The 15,907-nt window shown below is 71.3% G+C and carries 15 protein-coding genes; 9 read left to right on the top strand and 6 right to left on the bottom strand.

Features of this window, described 5'->3' with window-relative positions; translation table 11 throughout:
• Positions 1-38 precede the first annotated feature (38 nt).
• The 4 genes from deoC (at position 39) to D7Y13_RS25120 (ending at position 3,730) form a co-directional block, all read left to right on the top strand.
• Entirely contained in the window at positions 39-782 is a 744-nt protein-coding gene (gene deoC / locus D7Y13_RS25135) for a deoxyribose-phosphate aldolase (RefSeq protein ID WP_439329239.1), read from the top strand.
• Between the two features lie 20 nt (positions 783-802).
• Positions 803-1,198: a TraR/DksA family transcriptional regulator gene (locus D7Y13_RS25130; RefSeq protein ID WP_120535443.1), complete on the top strand. Its 396-nt coding sequence runs from the start codon at positions 803-805 to the stop codon at positions 1,196-1,198.
• A gap of 75 nt (positions 1,199-1,273) precedes the next feature.
• Positions 1,274-3,004 carry a phospho-sugar mutase gene (locus D7Y13_RS25125; protein ID WP_120585147.1) on the top strand — a complete coding sequence of 577 codons (1,731 nt, stop codon included), beginning with the start codon at positions 1,274-1,276 and terminating at the stop codon, positions 3,002-3,004.
• An 84-nt stretch (positions 3,005-3,088) separates the two neighbouring features.
• Positions 3,089-3,730: a hypothetical protein gene (locus tag D7Y13_RS25120; RefSeq protein ID WP_199732894.1), complete on the top strand. Its 642-nt coding sequence runs from the start codon at positions 3,089-3,091 to the stop codon at positions 3,728-3,730.
• 45 nt (positions 3,731-3,775) lie between these two features.
• Here D7Y13_RS25120 and D7Y13_RS25115 read toward each other — a convergent pair whose 3' ends face one another.
• From D7Y13_RS25115 to D7Y13_RS25095, 5 genes are all read right to left on the bottom strand, one after another.
• The gene (locus D7Y13_RS25115; RefSeq protein ID WP_120535445.1) at positions 3,776-4,948 is read right to left on the bottom strand and encodes a sensor histidine kinase; all 1,173 of its coding nucleotides are present in this window, start codon (positions 4,946-4,948) and stop codon (positions 3,776-3,778) included.
• A 347-nt stretch (positions 4,949-5,295) separates the two neighbouring features.
• Positions 5,296-6,225: an ABC transporter permease gene (locus D7Y13_RS25110; protein ID WP_120585145.1), complete on the bottom strand. Its 930-nt coding sequence runs from the start codon at positions 6,223-6,225 to the stop codon at positions 5,296-5,298.
• Complete coding sequence (locus D7Y13_RS25105) at positions 6,218-7,333, bottom strand: ABC transporter permease (protein ID WP_120585144.1); 1,116 nt, start codon at positions 7,331-7,333, stop codon at positions 6,218-6,220. Before D7Y13_RS25105 ends, D7Y13_RS25110 begins: the two co-directional genes overlap by 8 nt.
• Positions 7,326-8,852, bottom strand: coding sequence for an ABC transporter ATP-binding protein (locus D7Y13_RS25100; RefSeq protein ID WP_120585143.1), 1,527 nt, complete (start codon positions 8,850-8,852; stop codon positions 7,326-7,328). The genes D7Y13_RS25105 and D7Y13_RS25100 overlap by 8 nt, the downstream gene beginning before the upstream one ends.
• Positions 8,853-8,890: 38 nt before the next feature.
• Positions 8,891-10,084, bottom strand: coding sequence for a BMP family lipoprotein (locus tag D7Y13_RS25095; RefSeq protein ID WP_120585146.1), 1,194 nt, complete (start codon positions 10,082-10,084; stop codon positions 8,891-8,893).
• Between the two features lie 89 nt (positions 10,085-10,173).
• Between D7Y13_RS25095 and D7Y13_RS25090 the strand changes: the two genes are divergently transcribed.
• The 5 genes from D7Y13_RS25090 to D7Y13_RS25070 all read left to right on the top strand — a co-directional run bounded on the left by D7Y13_RS25090 (position 10,174) and on the right by D7Y13_RS25070 (position 15,006).
• On the top strand, positions 10,174-11,478 hold the full coding sequence (locus D7Y13_RS25090) for a thymidine phosphorylase (protein WP_120585142.1): 1,305 nt from the start codon (positions 10,174-10,176) through the stop codon (positions 11,476-11,478).
• 33 nt (positions 11,479-11,511) lie between these two features.
• Positions 11,512-12,672, top strand: coding sequence for a molybdopterin-synthase adenylyltransferase MoeB (gene moeB / locus D7Y13_RS25085; protein ID WP_120585141.1), 1,161 nt, complete (start codon positions 11,512-11,514; stop codon positions 12,670-12,672).
• Positions 12,673-12,843: 171 nt separating this feature from the next.
• Positions 12,844-13,206 (top strand): PilZ domain-containing protein, encoded by a 363-nt coding sequence (locus D7Y13_RS25080; RefSeq protein WP_120535451.1) that lies wholly within the window; start codon positions 12,844-12,846, stop codon positions 13,204-13,206.
• 51 nt (positions 13,207-13,257) lie between these two features.
• Positions 13,258-13,662 carry a cytidine deaminase gene (locus D7Y13_RS25075; RefSeq protein WP_120535457.1) on the top strand — a complete coding sequence of 135 codons (405 nt, stop codon included), beginning with the start codon at positions 13,258-13,260 and terminating at the stop codon, positions 13,660-13,662.
• A gap of 12 nt (positions 13,663-13,674) precedes the next feature.
• Positions 13,675-15,006 (top strand): 5'-deoxyadenosine deaminase, encoded by a 1,332-nt coding sequence (locus D7Y13_RS25070; RefSeq protein WP_120585140.1) that lies wholly within the window; start codon positions 13,675-13,677, stop codon positions 15,004-15,006.
• Position 15,007: 1 nt separating this feature from the next.
• Here D7Y13_RS25070 and D7Y13_RS25065 read toward each other — a convergent pair.
• A partial coding sequence (locus D7Y13_RS25065) for a sensor histidine kinase (RefSeq protein ID WP_147452490.1) occupies positions 15,008-15,907 on the bottom strand: 900 nt, incomplete at its 5' end.

Genomic DNA, 15,907 nt, shown 5'->3' with positions numbered 1-15,907 from the left:
CCCGGAAGGTTTCTCAGGAAGCGGTGCCCCCCGCCTCCGTGCTGAACCCGGAGCCCCCGCGCCCCCTGCTGGTGAAGACCGCCACCGCGCGCGTGGACCCCGCGTCCATCCTGAAGGCCCAGGACCTGGCGCCGTACATCGACCACACGCTGCTCAAGCCGGAGGCGCGCGCGGAGGACGTGGTGCGCGTGGCCGAGGAGGCCCGCCAGTACGGCTTCGCCACGGTGTGCGTGAACAGCTGCCACGTGGCCACCGCCGCGCGGGTGCTGGCCGGTGCGTCCGCCGTGCCCATCGCCGTGGTGGGCTTCCCGCTGGGCGCCATGCTGCCCCAGGCGAAGGCCTTCGAGGCGCGCGAGGCCATCCTCGCCGGAGCGCGCGAAATCGACATGGTGCTCAACCTGGGCGCGCTCAAGGCCCATGACTACCAGCGCGTGCACCAGGACATCGCCGCGGTGGTGGAGGCCAGCCACCCCGTGCCCGTGAAGGTCATCCTGGAGACGGGCCACCTCACCGACGAGGAGAAGGTCGTCGCCTGCGCGCTGTCCAAGGCGGCGGGCGCCGCGTTCGTGAAGACCTCCACCGGCTTCGGGCCCGGCGGCGCCACGGTGAAGGACATCGAGCTGATGCGCGCGGTGGTGGGCGACGAGGTGGGGGTGAAGGCCTCCGGCGGTGTGCGGTCGGCGGAGGACGCGGTGAAGCTGATTCGCGCGGGCGCCAACCGGCTGGGCGCGTCCGCGTCCGTGGCCATCGTCAGCGGCCAGATTTCCACCGCGCAGTACTGACCTTCCAGCGAGAGCCCACCGTGACCCCGAAGCAGCGAGAGGACTTCCTCCAGCAGTTGCTCGCGCTCCATGCGGAGCTGACCGGGAAGACGCCCCTGCGCATCGAACCCAACCGCACCGACGAGGCGCGCGTGGGCGGTGACGAGGACGAGCAGCCCCTCAACGAGATGATGCAGACCATCGCCTCCAGCCGGAACCGCAACACCGACGGCACGCTGGCGCGCGTGGTGAAGGCCCTGGGCAAGCTGCGCGAGGAGCCGGACTCCTTCGGCGAGTGCGAGGAGTGCGGCGACGACATCCCCCTGGGCCGCCTCAAGGCCATGCCCTACGCGGAGTTCTGCGTCACGTGCCAGGGCAACAAGGACGGGCCCAAGGGGCCCGTGCGCCGCAAGCACCTCACCGACTACGACGGCTGAATCGACACCCCCGCGCGCACGGTCGTCCCGGCGGTGCGCGCCCCCTTCCTCTTCAACGACACGAGGCGACGCGCGATGGACACCACCGGACTCAGGGAGCGGGCGGAGGCGTGGCGCAAGGCGGATCCGGATCCGGAGACCCAGGCGGAGCTGGCCCAGGTGCTCGCGACGTCGGACTGGGCGGACCTGGCGGACCGCTTCGCGCAGGACCTGGAGTTCGGCACCGCGGGCCTCCGGGGCGTGCTGGGCGCCGGCCCCAACCGGATGAACCGCGCCGTCGTGCGGCGCACCACCGCGGGGCTCGCGCGCTACCTCAAGGCCACCGTGCCGGACGTCACCTCGCGCGGCGTGGTGGTGGGGCGGGATGCCCGGCGGTTGAGCAGGGAGCTGGCGGAGGACACCGCCGCGGTGTTCATCGCGGAGGGCATCCCCGCGCACGTCTTCCCGGAGCCCGTGCCCACGCCCGTCACCGCGTTCGCCGTGCTGCACCTGAACGCCGCCGCCGCGGTGATGGTGACCGCCAGCCACAACCCGCCCGAGTACAACGGCTACAAGGTCTACTGGGGCAACGGCGCCCAGATCGTCCCTCCGCAGGACGTGGGCATCGCGGATGCCATCTCGAAGGTGGAGCCCGCCAACCAGGTGCCGCTCCTCACCCCCGCCGAGGGCCGCGCGAAGGGGCTGTGGCGCGACCTTTCGGAGGACGTGGGCAACGCGTACCTGCGCGCCATCCTGGACCTGCGCCTGTACAAGAAGGGCAGCGACACGCTGTCCCTGGTCTACACCGCCATGCACGGCGTGGGCGGGCCGTGGGCGGTGCTCGCGCTGAAGGAGGCGGGCTTCCCGCGCGTGACGCCGGTGGCCGAACAGCAGCAGCCCGACGGGCGCTTTCCCACCGTGCGCTTCCCCAACCCGGAGGAGCCGGGCGCCATGGACCTGTCGCTCGCCACCGCGGAGCGCGTGAAGGCGGACGTGGTGCTCGCCAACGACCCTGACGCGGACCGGCTGGCGGTGATGGCGCGCGACGCGTCCGGGAAGCTGCGCCTGCTCACCGGCAACGAGGTGGGCGTGCTGCTGGGCCACTACGTGCTCACGCAGGGGCCGAAGCAGGACGGACATCCGCACGTCGTCACCACCATCGTGTCGTCCACGCAGCTGGGCGAAATCGCGCGCGGGCTGGGCGCCGCGTACGACGAGGTCCTCACCGGCTTCAAGTGGATCGCCAACCGCGCGCTGGAGCGCTCGCGGACGGAGGGCACCCGGTTCGTCTTCGGCTACGAGGAGGCGCTCGGCTACACCGTGGGCACCGCGACGCGCGACAAGGACGGCGTGGGCGCGGCGCTGGTGGTCGCGGACATGGCCGCCTGGTGCGAATCCCGGGGAACCCACCTGCTGGGTTACCTGGAGGAGATCCAGCGCACCTTTGGCCTCCATGTGGGCGCCCAGCGCAACGTCACGCTGCCCGGGGCGGCCGGGGCGCAGACCATCCGCGCCATCATGCAGGCCTTCCGCGCCTCACCGCCGGAGCGCATTGGCGGCACCCGCGTGAGCGCGGTGCGCGACTACCAGAAGGGCGAGGGCGGCCTGCCCCCGTCCAACGTCGTCGCCTTCGCACTGGAAGGCGGGGGGCGCGTCACCCTGCGTCCGTCCGGCACCGAGCCGAAAATCAAATACTACTTCGAGCACAAGGAGACGCCCGCCCCTGGCGAGCCGCTCCCCCAGGCCCGGGAGCGCGCGGAAGCGAAGCTCTCCGCCCTCATCGACGCCTTCCTCGTCCTGGCCCGCGAGCGCGGCCAGCCCGCCTGAGCTTTTTAGAACCCTGAGTCCTGAATCACCCTTCAACTCCGGGCCGCGCGTCCTGCGTGGCGGCCCTTCGCAGAAAGGAACCGCGTGAAGCGCTTCATTCCTGGTTTCCTCCTCGCCGTGCTCCTGGCCGTTCCCGGTACCGCGCTGGCGCAGCGCGGGCAGGGCTGGTCCGTGCTGGCCGCGGACACGGTGGGGCAGGGCCGCAACGTGTTCACCGGGCAGATTGGCTACCCGGGCCTGACGCTGGGCCTGCTGCATGGCGGCTCGGACAGGGTCGACATTGGCGGCAAGTTCTCCTTCAACTGGGGCCGCGAGGGCCTGGTGGACGCGACGGACGAGGGCCTCAAGCTGCAGCTGTGGCTGCGCATCATGCTGGCCAAGACGTCCAACGTGTCCTTCGCGCTCACCTTCCAGCCGGGCACGTTCGTCTACTTCCCGCGCAACAACACGGCCTTCGGCATGGTGTTTCCCGTGGGGTTCGTGGTGGGGATTCCCGTCGGCAGCGCGCTGACGCTCAACGCCGGCATCGACATCCCGTTCAACGTCTACATCGGCGAAGGCATCGGGCCGGTCATCCCCATCCTCTTCGGAGGCGGCCTGGAGTACTTCGTCAACAACCAGTTCAACGTGAACTTCAACCTGCGGATGGGACCGTCCATCTTCCCCCGCTTCGACGACAGCGCCTTCACCATGGAAGCGCTGGCGGGCGTGGCCTACCGCTTCTAGTTCCGGCTCGGGCGGGGAGCAGCCGCTTCCCCGCCCGGGCAGGGCCTACCAGGACGACGTCTGCTCGGGCAGCTCCACCGTGAAGGTGCTGCCCAGGTTGACGCGGCTCTTCACGGACAGCTTGCCGCCCATGCACTCCACCAGGGTGCGCGCCACCGTGAGGCCCAGGCCCACGCTCTTCTCCGGGGCCTTGGTCGTGTAGTACGGCGAGAAGATGGCCTGCAGTTCGTCCTCGAAGATGCCGATGCCGGTGTCCTTGACGAACACCTGCGGCCCGAAGTCCCCGAACATGTCCGGCATCTCCACGCCCACGTGCACCAGGCGCGGACGGTCCTTCACGTCCTCCACCGCGTCCACCGCGTTGCAGACCAGCTCCGTCACCACCTGCTCCAGCTGACGGCGGTTGAAGACCACCGCGATGGGGTCCTCCGGGAGGATCACGCGCACGTCCGCGCGGCCCAGCCGCCCGTCGGAGCGCAGGTGCGACACCACCTCCGGCACCAGCTCGCGCAGGTCGAAGCGCTGGGTGTCCTTGGGGTTGGCGGGCCCCAGCGACAGCAGGTGCTGGCCGTGCAGGCGCATCTGCTCACCGGCGACGCCCAGCTTGAGCAGCTCCTCCGGGTCCGGCGGCAGCCCCTCCGCCGCGCGGGCGCGCACATGCGCCAGCGCCCGGTGCAGGCCCACGCCCAGCTGGCCCATCTGCGTCGCCACGTCCGCGGCGAGCGTGCCCACGCGGGCCAGGCGCTCCATCCGCACCCAGCGCGTGCGCGGGTCCTGGAGCACTTCCTGGATGCCGCCCTGCTCGCGGTGCGCCTTGAGCTCCAGCAGGGTGTGGACCCGGACCTTCAGCTCCATCGGGTCCAACGGCTCGGTCGTCAACAAGTCGTCCACACCTGCCTCCATCACCTCGCGTCGCGTCTGGCGGTCCGCGGAAGGGGTGAGCATGAGAATGGGGAGCTGCGGGTGAGTCATCTCCTGGCGGAAGCGCCGGAACGCGGCCAGGCCCACCGTGCGGGCCTGCTCCACGTCCAGCAGCACCAGGTCCGCGGACTGGCGCGACACCGCCTCCAGCGCGGCCGCCGTGCCCCGGGCGGGCATCACGTCGTAACCCGCGGGTGTCAGGATGGAGCGCACACGCTCCGCGTCACCCGCGTCCATGTCCACCGCGAGCACCCGCGGCCGGTGATGTGACGTCGAGCCCACAGCCGTCGTCTCCATTCACGCCACCCCGACCTGGAAGCCGGCCCCGAACACCATCTCGGGGCTGGAGGAATGCTTCATGACCCCGACCAGGGCCACCCGCTGCGCCTGCTCGCTGATCCATCCGCAATCCGACATGCGCGTACTCTCATGCCAGCGGCGTGCCGGACGTCCAGCAGACGGCAGATCAGCTCACCCTGTAATTCTCCAAAAACGCGGTCCAATAAGGACGGGGGTTTGGCGCACACCTGGCGGACGACCTGACGCAACAGGGCAGGTTCACGCTTCAGATTTGCTGAGTCGCGGTTGACCAAAAGTAGATTCGGACCCGGGTGTGAGTATACCCGGGCCCCTCTCAAAATGGCCTACCGGGACTCCTGTTCGTACGGGGTGCCCAGCGCGGCGGGGGCGTGGCCTCGCTGGCCCTGGAGGGCCAGGACGAGGAGGGTCAACAGGTAGGGCAGGGCGAGGAGGAAGCCCTGGGGCACCAGTTCGAGGAGCCAGGGGGCGCTCGACGCCAGACCGATGCGCAGTGCGTTACCGAAGGCGAAGAAGAGCGCGGCGGCGAAGGCACCCAGGGGGGTCCACCGGCCGAACACCATGGCGGCCAGGGCCATGAAGCCCAGGCCGGCGGGGGTGTGCTGTTCGAAGCGATCCAACACGGCGGTGGACAGCACCGCGCCCCCCAGGCCCGCCATCAGCCCTCCGCCCAGCACGGCGGCCCAGCGCAGGCCGGACACGGACAGCCCCAGCGTGGCCACGGCGTGCGGCTTGTCGCCCACGGCGCGCAGCCGCAGACCCAGGGGCGTGCGCGTCAGCAGGACGTGGAAGAGGACGGGCAGGAGGAGCGCCAGGTACGTGGGCGCCGCGTGGCCGACCAGCGCGCCCAAGAGCGGCACGTGGGCGAGGGTCGGGACGTTCCAGCGCGACAGCTGGGTGATGGCGGGCGTGCCGTTGGGCCCGAAGAGGGACTCCAGCAGGAAGGTGCCTCCCGCCATGGCCACCAGGTTGAGGGCCATGCCGGAGACGACCTGATCCGAGCGCCAGCGGATGCTCAGGAAGCCGTGCACCGCCGCCAGCCCCGCGCCCGCGACCATGCCCACGAGCACGGCGAGCGGCGTGGGCATCGCGAGCGCCGCCACGGCCGCGCAGAAGGCGCCCGTGCGCATCATGCCCTCCACGCCCACGCTCACCACGCCGGCGCGTTCGGACAGCATGGCGCCCAGCGTGGCGAACACCAGCGCCGGGGCCGCGTCCAGGGTGGAGAAGAGCAGCGAGTGGAGCACCTCAAGCACGGGGCACCTCCACCGCGGCCTGCCGCGAGCGACGCCGGTCCAGCAGGGCCAGCCACACCATCCGGCCGGCGACGAAGAGCAGCGCGAAGCCCTGGATGAGCTCCGGGAAGCTCTTGTGCACGCCCAACAACTGCATGCGCGTGCCGCCCGCGCGCAGGATGCCGAAGACGGCCGCGGACACCGCCGCGCCCAGGGGGTGGTTGTTGCCGATGAGCGCGATGGCGATGCCGTCGAAGCCGTACGGCGCGCCCAGCGTGCCCGGGTAGCGGCCCTCCGTGCCCAGCACCAGCACCGCGCCCGCGAGCCCCGCCAGCGCGCCCGCGAGCGCCATGGCCCCGCCGGCCCGCCACAGCGTGGGGATGCCCGCCGCGCGCGCGGCTTCCGGGGTGAGTCCCACGGCGCGCGTCTCGTAGCCGCTGCGCGTGCGCGCAAGCCACACCCAGACGGCCAGCGCGGCCACCAGCGCCAGCGGGAAGCCCAGGTTGAGGCGCGAGCTGTCGCCCAGGAGCCGGGGAAGCTGCGCGGTGGAGAGGATCTCCGCGGTGCCGGTGATGGACGACTGGTGGCCTTCGGCCACGGCGCGCAGCGGGCCGATGACGAGCCAATTGTCCACGAGGCTCACCGCCACCCAGTTGAGCATGATGGTGGAGATGACCTCGTGCACGCCGCGCTTGAGCTTGAGCACGCCGGCGATGCTGGACCACACCGCGCCCGCCGCCGCCGCCGCGAGCAGGGCCAGGGGCACGTGCAGCACGGCGGGCAGCGACACGTGCGCGCCGACGAGGGCCGCGGCCAGGGCGCCCCAGATCATCTGCCCCTGCGCGCCGATGTTGAACAGGCCCACCTTGAAGGCCACCGCCACGGACAGGCCGGTGAGGGTGAGCAGCGCGGCCTTCATCGCGGCCTCGCCCAGGGGGCGCAGCACCGCGTTGGCGTTGCCGCCCTCCAGGAACGCGGGCCAGTTGCCCACGCCGCCCCAGAGCATCTGGAGGTAGGCGCGCGTGGCGGTGTCCGCGTCGCGCGTGAGGGCGATGGTGAGCCAGCACACCGCGAGCGCCAGCAGCACGGAGAGCACCGACGGCAGCACCTGCCGCGTCCGCTCACCCATGGTCGGGCTCCGCGCCCAGCATGCGGCGGCCCAGCTCGCGCTCGTCCAGGTCCTTGCGCGGGAAGTGCCCCGTCACGCGCCCTTCGTAGAGGACGTAGACGCGGTCGGACAGCGCCAGCACCTCCTCCAGGTCCAACGACACCATCACCACTCCCGCGCCCCGGGCCTTCGCCTCGCGCAGCCGCGCGTGCACCTGGGCCACCGCGCCGATGTCCAGCCCGCGCGTGGGCTGCACCACGACGAGCAGCTTCGGATCCGCGTCCAGCTCCCGCGCCACGACGACCTTCTGCTGGTTGCCGCCGGACAGCGCCTGGAGCGCCACCGTCGGGTCGGGCGGGCGCACGTCGTAGGTGGCCAGCAACTGGTTCGTGCGCTCGCGCCGTCCCTTGAAATCCACCCAGGGCCCGCGCGCGAAGGGCGGCTGGCGGTGCCGGCCCAGCGCCACGTTCTCCTCCACGGTCATCGCCTTCACCACGGCGCGCGCCAGCCGGTCCTCGGGGACGTGGCCCACGCCGCGCGCCTTCGCCTTCGCCGGGGTGAGGCCCGCCAGGGGGCCTCCCAGCAGCGTGCCCGCTCCACCCTCCAGGACGCGCAGGCCGGTGAGCACCTCCGCCAGCTCGCGCTGCCCGTTGCCGTCCACCCCGGCGATGCCGACGATTTCGCCCGCGTGCACCGTGAGGCTCACGCCCTGGAGCGCGGGGCGGCCGTTGTCGCCCTTGGCCCGCAGGTCCTTCGCGTCGAGCACGATGGGGCCTGTGGACACCGTACCCGCATCGGGCGCGACCGCACCCGTCAACGCCGTGTCCGCTCCGGACGTCACGGGCACGCCGGTCAGCGCGGCGCCGCGCGAACCCTCGCCCACCATCAACGAGGCCAGCGCGGAGACGGTCGTCTCCGACGCGCGGACCTCCGCCACGGTGCGGCCCCGGCGCATCACCGCTACGCGGTCAGCCACGCCCAGCACCTCCTTGAGCTTGTGGCTGATCAGCACCACCGTGCGCCCCTGCTGGACGAGCCCGCGCATCACCTGCGCCAGCTCATCCGACTCCTGGGGCGTGAGCACCGCCGTGGGCTCATCCAGGATGAGCACCTGCGCGCCCCGGTGCAGCGCCTTGACGATTTCGACCTTCTGCTGCGACCCCACCGTGAGCGTGTCCACGCGCGCCCGGGGATCCAACTGGAAGCCGAAGCGCTTCGCCGTGGCCGCCACCTCGTCACAGGCCCGGTCCAGGTCCAACAGGCCGCGCCGGGTGGGCTCGCGGCCCAGCACCACGTTCTCCGCCACCGTCAGCGTGGGCACGAGCATGAAGTGCTGGTGCACCATGCCGATGCCCCGTGCGATGGCGTCGCGCGGGCTCTTGAGCCGCACCGGCTTGCCGTCCATCAGGAACGTGCCCGCGTCCGGGTGGTACAGCCCGTACAGCACGTTCATCAGGCTGGACTTGCCCGCGCCGTTCTCGCCCACCACCGCGAGCAGCTCACCCGGGACGATGTCCAGCGACGCGTCCTCCAGGGACACGCACGACCCGAAGCGCTTGGCGATGTGCTGGAGGGAGATCAGGGCGCGGCGACCTGGAAGGAGGCCAGCTCCGCGGCCGTGCCCGGCACCGTGAGCTTCCCGGCGAGGATCTGCTGGCGCAGCACCTCCACCTTCTGGAGCGCCTCCGCCTTGCCCGGGAAGTCCACGCGCACGTCCGCCATGCCCACGCCGTTCTCCTTCAGGCCCAGCACCTGCTCCCCGGCCGTCAGCTTGCCGTCCACCAGGTCCTTCGTCGCCTGGTACACCGCCAGGTCGCTGTGCTTCACCATCGACGTGAGGATGGCGTCCGGCGCCAGGTGCGACTGGTCGGAGTCCACGCCGATGGCGAACACCGTCTTGCCCGCCGCTCGCGCCTCCTTCACCGCCTGGATGACGCCCAGCCCGTCCGTGCCCGCCGCGTGGAAGATGACGTCCGCGCCCTTGGCGATGAGGTCCTGCGCCACTTCCTTGCCCGCCGACACGCTGTTGAAGCTGCCCGTGTACACGGCCATCAGCGCGTCCGCCGCCTTCGGGTTCGTGGTGCGCACGCCCGCGCGGTAGCCCACGTCGAAGCGCTTGATGAGGGGCACCTCGATGCCGCCCACGAAGCCCACCTTGTTCGTCTTCGTGACCAGCCCCGCCAGCGCGCCCACGAGGAAGCTGCCCTCCTGCTCCTTGAAGAGCACCGTGCGCACGTTGGGCAGCGACTTCGCCCGGCCCTGCGCGTCCAGCAGCTGACTGTCGATGAGCAGGAACTTCGCGTCCGGGTTCTCCGTGGCCACCTCACGCACCGCGTTGGCCAGCAGGTACCCGTTGCCGATGGTCAGCTTCGCGCCCTGCTCCACCAGCAGCTGGAGGTTGGGGGCGTAGTCCTCCTGCGCCTTGCTCTGGAGCACCAGCGGCTGGACGGGCAGCGGCTTCACTTCCGGTGCGAGCGCCGCCAGGTCGGAGGAGATGGACTGACGCACCTCGCCAGCGGGGGCGTCCACGTACTTGCCGCCCTCGTACTTCTTGCCGGCGGCCCACAGCTCCAGGCCGCGCAGGGACGCGTCGTTGAAGGAGTGGTCGCCTCTGCCGCCCACGTCGATGACCAGACCCACGACGGTGGGCTTTCCCTCGGGCGGCTTCGTGGCGGTGGCGGACGGGGAGGGGGCCTTGGGGGCTTCTTCCGTCTTCTTGGAACAGGCGCACAGGAGCGCGGCCAGGGCGAGCACGTGGAATCGGCGGAGCATCATGGGCTGGCTATCTACCAGATGAAGCGCGGCCTTTCCCTTTCCTGGGAAGTGCATGGGGAGGGGACTTCCTGCTATGGCCCTGACCCGTGCAACCCTACGAGCTCATCAAGGCCAAGCGCGACGGCGGCAGGCTGGACCCGTCGGACATCCAGGCGTTCATCCAGGCGTACACCGCCGGCACCGTGGCCGACTACCAGATGGCCGCCATGTGCATGGCCATCTTCTTCAAGGGCCTGGACTCGCGGGAGCTGGGCGCCTGGGCCCGCGCCATGCTCCATTCTGGCGAGGTCCTGGACCTCTCCGACACGCCCGCCATCAAGGTGGACAAGCACTCCACGGGCGGCGTGGGCGACAAGGTGTCCCTGAGCCTCGCGCCCCTGGCGGCGGCCTGCGGCGTGCCCGTGCCCATGATCTCCGGACGCGGCCTGGGCCACACCGGCGGCACCCTGGACAAGCTGGAGTCCATCCCCGGCTTCCGCGTGGACCTGTCCACCGCGGACTACCGCCGGCTGGTGCGCGAGGTGGGGTGCTGCCTCATCGGCCAGACGGCCCAGGTGGCGCCCGCGGACAAGAAGCTCTACGCGCTGCGCGATGTCACGGCGACCGTGGACTGCATCCCGCTCATCGCCTCGTCCATCATGAGCAAGAAGCTGGCGGAGGGCATCGACGCGCTGGTGCTCGACGTGAAGGTGGGCAGCGGCGCCTTCATGAAGACGGCGGACGACGCGCGCGTGCTCGCCCGGACCATGATTGGCCTGGGCGCTGAGATGAACCGCAAGGTCGTGGCCCTGCTCACGGACATGGATCAGCCCCTGGGCCGCCAGGTGGGCAACGCCCTGGAGGTCCGCGAGGCGGTGGACATGCTCCGCGGCGAAGCGCCCGACGACTACACGGAGATCACCTACGCCCTCACGGCGGAGATGCTGGTGCTGGGCAAGAAGGCCGCCACCGTGGAGGAGGCGCGCGAGAAGCTGCGCCGCTCCGTGGAGGACGGCAGCGCGCTCAAGAAGCTCAAGGAGATCGTCCAGTCGCAGGGCGGCGACCCGCGCTCCATCGACGACTACTCGCTCTTGCCCACCGCGAAGGCCACCACGGACGTGGTCGCGCCGCAGGACGGCTTCGTCACCGGCATCCACACCGAAGGCGTCGGGCTGGCGGCGGTGGCGCTGGGCGCGGGCCGGCAGCGCGTGGACAGCAAGATCGATCCCGCGGTGGGCTTCACGCTGCTCAAGAAGGTGGGCGACGCGGTGAAGCAGGGCGAGCCCGTGGTGCAGGTGCACTACAACGACGCCGGCCCCTTGGAGGGGGTGAAGGCGCGACTGCTCGCGGCCTACCAGTTTGGCGACCGTGCGCCCGCGGCCCGCCCGCTGGTATTGGAGCGCCTGGAGTAGGCGCGCCCCTCGCGCCAAGGCTACCCATCCACCATGGCCCCCTCGTTCCAAGACCTGCTGTCGGAGGTGAAGAAGGAGATCCGCGAGGTCTCCCACGAGCACGTCCGCCAGCTGCTCGACTCCGGGGCGGCGGTGAAGCTCATCGACGTGCGCGAGGGCGACGAGTACGCGGGCGGCCGGCTCCCGGGCGCGGTGCACATCCCCCGGGGCTACCTGGAGTTGCGCATCGAGGAGAAGGCCGGACGCGACGACGAGGTCGTCCTCTACTGCGCGGGCGGCACCCGGTCCGCGCTCGCGGCCCGGACGCTGCGGGAGCTGGGCTACACGCGCGTGTCGTCGCTCGCGGGCGGCTACAACCGCTGGAGCGACGCGGCCTACCCGGTGGAGAAGCCGGTGGTCCTCTCCTCCGAACAGAAGGAGCGCTACCGCCGCCACCTCATCCTCCCGGAGGTGGGCGAGGAGGGGCAAGCGCGGCTCCTGAAGTCGAAGGTGCTGCTGCTGGGCGCGGGCGGGCTGGGCTCCCCTGCTGCGCTGTATCTGGCCGCCGCGGGTGTGGGCACGCTGGGCATCGTGGACGCGGACGTGGTGGACCTGAGCAACCTCCAGCGCCAGGTGCTGCACACCCTGGAGCGCCGGGGCCAGCCCAAGGTCCAGAGCGCGAAGGCGGCCATCGAGGCGCTCAACCCGGACGTGAAGGTGGTGCCCTACGAGGAGCGGCTCACCACCGCCAACGTGGAGCGCATCCTCGCGGACTTCGACCTGGTGCTGGACGGCGGGGACAACTTCCCCACCCGCTACCTGCTCAACGACGCATGCGTGCTCGCGGGCAAGCCCAACATCCACGGCTCGGTGTTCCGCTTCGAGGGCCAAGTGACCACCTTCCTCCCCGGACAGGGACCCTGCTACCGGTGCCTCTACCCGGTGCCGCCCCCGCCGGAGCTCGCGCCCTCGTGCGCGGAGGCGGGCGTACTGGGAGTGCTGCCGGGGCTCATCGGGATGCTCCAGGCCACGGAGGCCCTCAAGCTGCTGCTCGGGGTGGGGGAGTCGCTTTCCGGGCGGCTGCTCACCTTCGATTCGCTGGGCACGCGCTTCCACGAACTCAAGCTGCGCAGGGATCCCCAGTGCCCGGTGTGCGCGCCCGGGGCGAAGGTGGAGCTCATCGACTACGAGCGCTTCTGCTCGACGGGGGGCTGACGGGCCGCCCCGGTGGGTCGTCAGGCCTCGTCCTCCCGGGTGGGCGGGGTGCATTTTCAGGAACAACGGTCTAGATGAGGCCGCGTATGATGCCGCCGGCCTGGAGATGGGGTCGCGGTAGGACGTGACCCGGTCGGGTCATGCGAGTGCAGCGGTCGGGAGATGACGGCGATGTCCGAGCAGAACGAGAACCAGGTCAACAGGGCGGATGATCGGCGAGACTCGCCCCGCGTACCCATGCGGTTGAAGGTCCGGTGGCAGGGCGGCACGGAGACCTTCCTGGACCGCGCGGGCGACCTGTCCCTGGGTGGCGCGGGGTGGGTGGGCGAAGCGCTGGAGCCGGGCAAGCCCGTGGAGGTGCGCTTCGCGCTGCCTCCGTCCCTGGAAGAAGTGCAGGTGAGCGGCGTGGTGCTGCCGCCCAAGGCGGGAGCCGAGGGCCCGGTGGTGCGCGTGCGCTTCCTGGAGCTGCCGGTGGAGGTGGAGCTCGCCATCGCGAAGCACCTGGACGAGCAGTTGACGGGCGGCGGTCGCTAGACGCACCCGGGATGGACGGGCACCCGTGACGGGGCCCGGAAGGAGGGCGGCATGGCGGACGAGATTCCCTGGGAGCGACTGTTCGAGGAGGCCCTGCGGGTGCGTCTGCGCGCGCATGTGCCGTACTCCCGCTTCCCGGTGGGGGCCGCCGTGCTGTACGCGGACGGCTCCGTGGTGGCCGGCTGCAACGTGGAGAACGCCACCTACGGCCTCACCGTGTGCGCGGAGCGCAACGCGTTCGCCGCGGGCGTGGCCCAGGGCAGGCAGAAGCCGGTGGCGGTGGCCGTCGTCGTGGACACCCCGGAGCCCTGTCCCCCGTGCGGCATGTGCCGGCAGGTGATGGCTGAGTTCGCCGGGCCTGACATTCCGGTGCGCAGCCGCACCCTCAACGGTGGCGAGGCGCGCTATTCGCTCGGCGAGCTGCTGCCGCACGCCTTCACCGGCGCTTTCCTCTAAGGGCTCCCCCGCGTGGACCTGCTCCTGACCAATGCCACCGTCGTGACCATGAACCGCGAGCGGGAGGTGCTTCCGCGCGCGGACGTGCTCGTCCAGGACGGTCGCATCGCGAAGGTGGGCCGGGGCCTGAAGGTGAAGGGCCCCCGGCGCCTGCTGGACCTCTCCGGCCAGGTGGTGATGCCGGGCCTCATCCACGGCCACCTGCACGCCTGCCAGACGCTGTTCCGGGGCCACGCGGACAAGCTGGAACTGTTGGACTGGTTGCGCGAGCGCATCTGGCCCATGGAGGCGGCGCACGACGCGGCGTCCCTGCGCGCCAGCGCGGACCTCACGTTCGCGGAACTCATCCGCTCCGGCTCCACGGCGGCGCTCGACATGGGCACCGTGCACCACTACGACGCTGTCTTCGAGTCCGCGCGCGACAGCGGCTTCCGGCTCGTTGGTGGCAAGGCGATGATGGACTCCGGCGCGGAGGTGCCCCGGGGCCTGCGCGAGACGACCGCCGACTCGCTGTCGGAGAGCCTGGCGCTGCTGGAGCGCTGGCACGGCACGCACGACAACCGGCTGCGCTATGCGTTCGCGCCGCGCTTCGCCCTGTCCTGCACCCCGGAGCTCCTGCGCGAGGTGGGGCGGCTGTCGCGGGAGAAGGGCGTGCGGATCCACTCGCACGCCAGCGAGAACCCGAAGGAGACGGACGTGGTCCGCCAGGTCACCGGCCAGGACAACATCGCCTTCTTCCACGGGCTGGGGCTCACCGGGAGCAACGTCACGCTGGCCCACTGTGTCTGGGTGGAAGGCCAGGAGCAGGCGCTGCTGCGCGAGTCGGGCACGGTGGTGTGCCACTGCCCGGGCTCCAACCTGAAGCTCGCGTCAGGCTACGCGCGCGTGCCGGAGCTGCTGGCGGACGGCATCCCCGTGGCGCTGGGGGCGGACGGCGCGCCCTGCAACAACACGTTGGACCTGTTCCACGAGATGCGGCTCGCCTCCGTGCTTCACAACCCGCGCGTGGGCCCGGTGGCGATGACGCCCATGCATGTCCTGGAGATGGCGACGCTCCATGGCGCGAAGGCGCTGGGCCTGGAGGCCGAGGTGGGCTCGGTGGAGGTGGGCAAGCGCGCGGACCTGACGGTGGTGGACACGCGCGGCTTCCACTTCTGCCCGCTGCCGGATGACGTGACGGGGCCGCTGGTGTACTCGGCGCGCTCCACGGACGTGTCGCACGTGCTCATCGACGGCAAGCTGGTGCTGCGCGAGGGCGAGCTGACGACGATGGACGCCCACGCGGTGCTCGCCAACGCCCGCACGCAGGCGACGAAGCTGTTCGCCCGCGCGAAGCTGCGCTGAGCTAGCGGGGCAGGCGCAGCACGAAGGACGTGGACCAGCCGTCCGCGTCCTCCACGGCCAGCCGCCCGCCGTGGGCTTCCGCCGCGAGCCGGGAGAAGTACAGCCCCAGGCCGTAGCCCCGGCGGCCCTCCTTCTCGCGACTGCCCTGCGTGTACTTGTCGAAGATGGACTCGCGCGCTTCCGGCGGAATGGCGATGCCGTCGTTGCGCACCGCCAGCCACTGCAAGCCTTCCGCCTCGCCCGCCTCCAGGCGCACCCGGCCGCCTGACGGCGCGTAGCGGAGCGCGTTGGTGGCCAGGTTCTCCACCACGCGGATGAGCAGGCCCGCGTCCCCCACGATGTGGAGGTTGGGGGTGGATGCCAGCTCCAGCCTTATCTTCCGCAGGCGGGCCGCGCCATCCAGCGAGCGGCGCACTTCGTCCAGCAGCGGCGCCACCGGGAAGGGCTGCTTGCGCGGCGCCAGCCGGCCCTGCTCAAGGCGGGGCACGTCCAGCAGGTCGGAGATCATCCGGTCCAACCGGGCGGTGACGGCAAGCCCCGTGCGAACCGACTCCACCAGCGGCGTCCCGATGGGCAGCTCCTGCTCCATCCACGACAGCGACAGCGTCACGGCGGACAGGGGCGAGCGCAGGTCGTGCACCAGGAACTGCATCAGCTGTTCCTGGTGGGCCTGGAGCGTCTCCAACTGCACGTTGCGCGCGTGGGCCTCCGCCAGCATGCGCTCGATGGTGCGGTGGGCGTCCTCCACCTCGGAGGTGCGGCGGGCCTCCAGCTGCCGTGCCACCTCCGCGCGCGACAGGTCCATGGCCAGCTGGCGCAGCCGCCCGGTGCCGTAGTGGCTCACCGCCGCGACCAGGAACAGCGTCACCGCGGCCACCAACACCGCCCCCAGGCCCACGCC

Source organism: Corallococcus praedator (assembly GCF_003612125.1).
In the GTDB taxonomy this organism is placed as follows: Bacteria; Myxococcota; Myxococcia; order Myxococcales; family Myxococcaceae; genus Corallococcus; species Corallococcus praedator.
The sequence above is the reverse complement of the archived record's forward strand: the minus strand, read 5'-3'. Positions and strand labels throughout refer to the sequence as shown.

What these genes read in the sequence shown, in the direction of transcription:
- D7Y13_RS25125 (WP_120585147.1), top strand. Translation starts at nt 1,274, where the DNA reads ATGGACACCACCGGACTCAGGGAGCGGGCGGAGGCGTGGCGCAAGGCG.
- D7Y13_RS25115 (WP_120535445.1), bottom strand. Translation starts at nt 4,948, where the DNA reads ATGGAGACGACGGCTGTGGGCTCGACGTCACATCACCGGCCGCGGGTG.
- D7Y13_RS25105 (WP_120585144.1), bottom strand. Translation starts at nt 7,333, where the DNA reads ATGGGTGAGCGGACGCGGCAGGTGCTGCCGTCGGTGCTCTCCGTGCTG.
- D7Y13_RS25095 (WP_120585146.1), bottom strand. Translation starts at nt 10,084, where the DNA reads ATGCTCCGCCGATTCCACGTGCTCGCCCTGGCCGCGCTCCTGTGCGCC.
- moeB (WP_120585141.1), top strand. Translation starts at nt 11,512, where the DNA reads ATGGCCCCCTCGTTCCAAGACCTGCTGTCGGAGGTGAAGAAGGAGATC.
- D7Y13_RS25080 (WP_120535451.1), top strand. Translation starts at nt 12,844, where the DNA reads ATGTCCGAGCAGAACGAGAACCAGGTCAACAGGGCGGATGATCGGCGA.
- D7Y13_RS25075 (WP_120535457.1), top strand. Translation starts at nt 13,258, where the DNA reads ATGGCGGACGAGATTCCCTGGGAGCGACTGTTCGAGGAGGCCCTGCGG.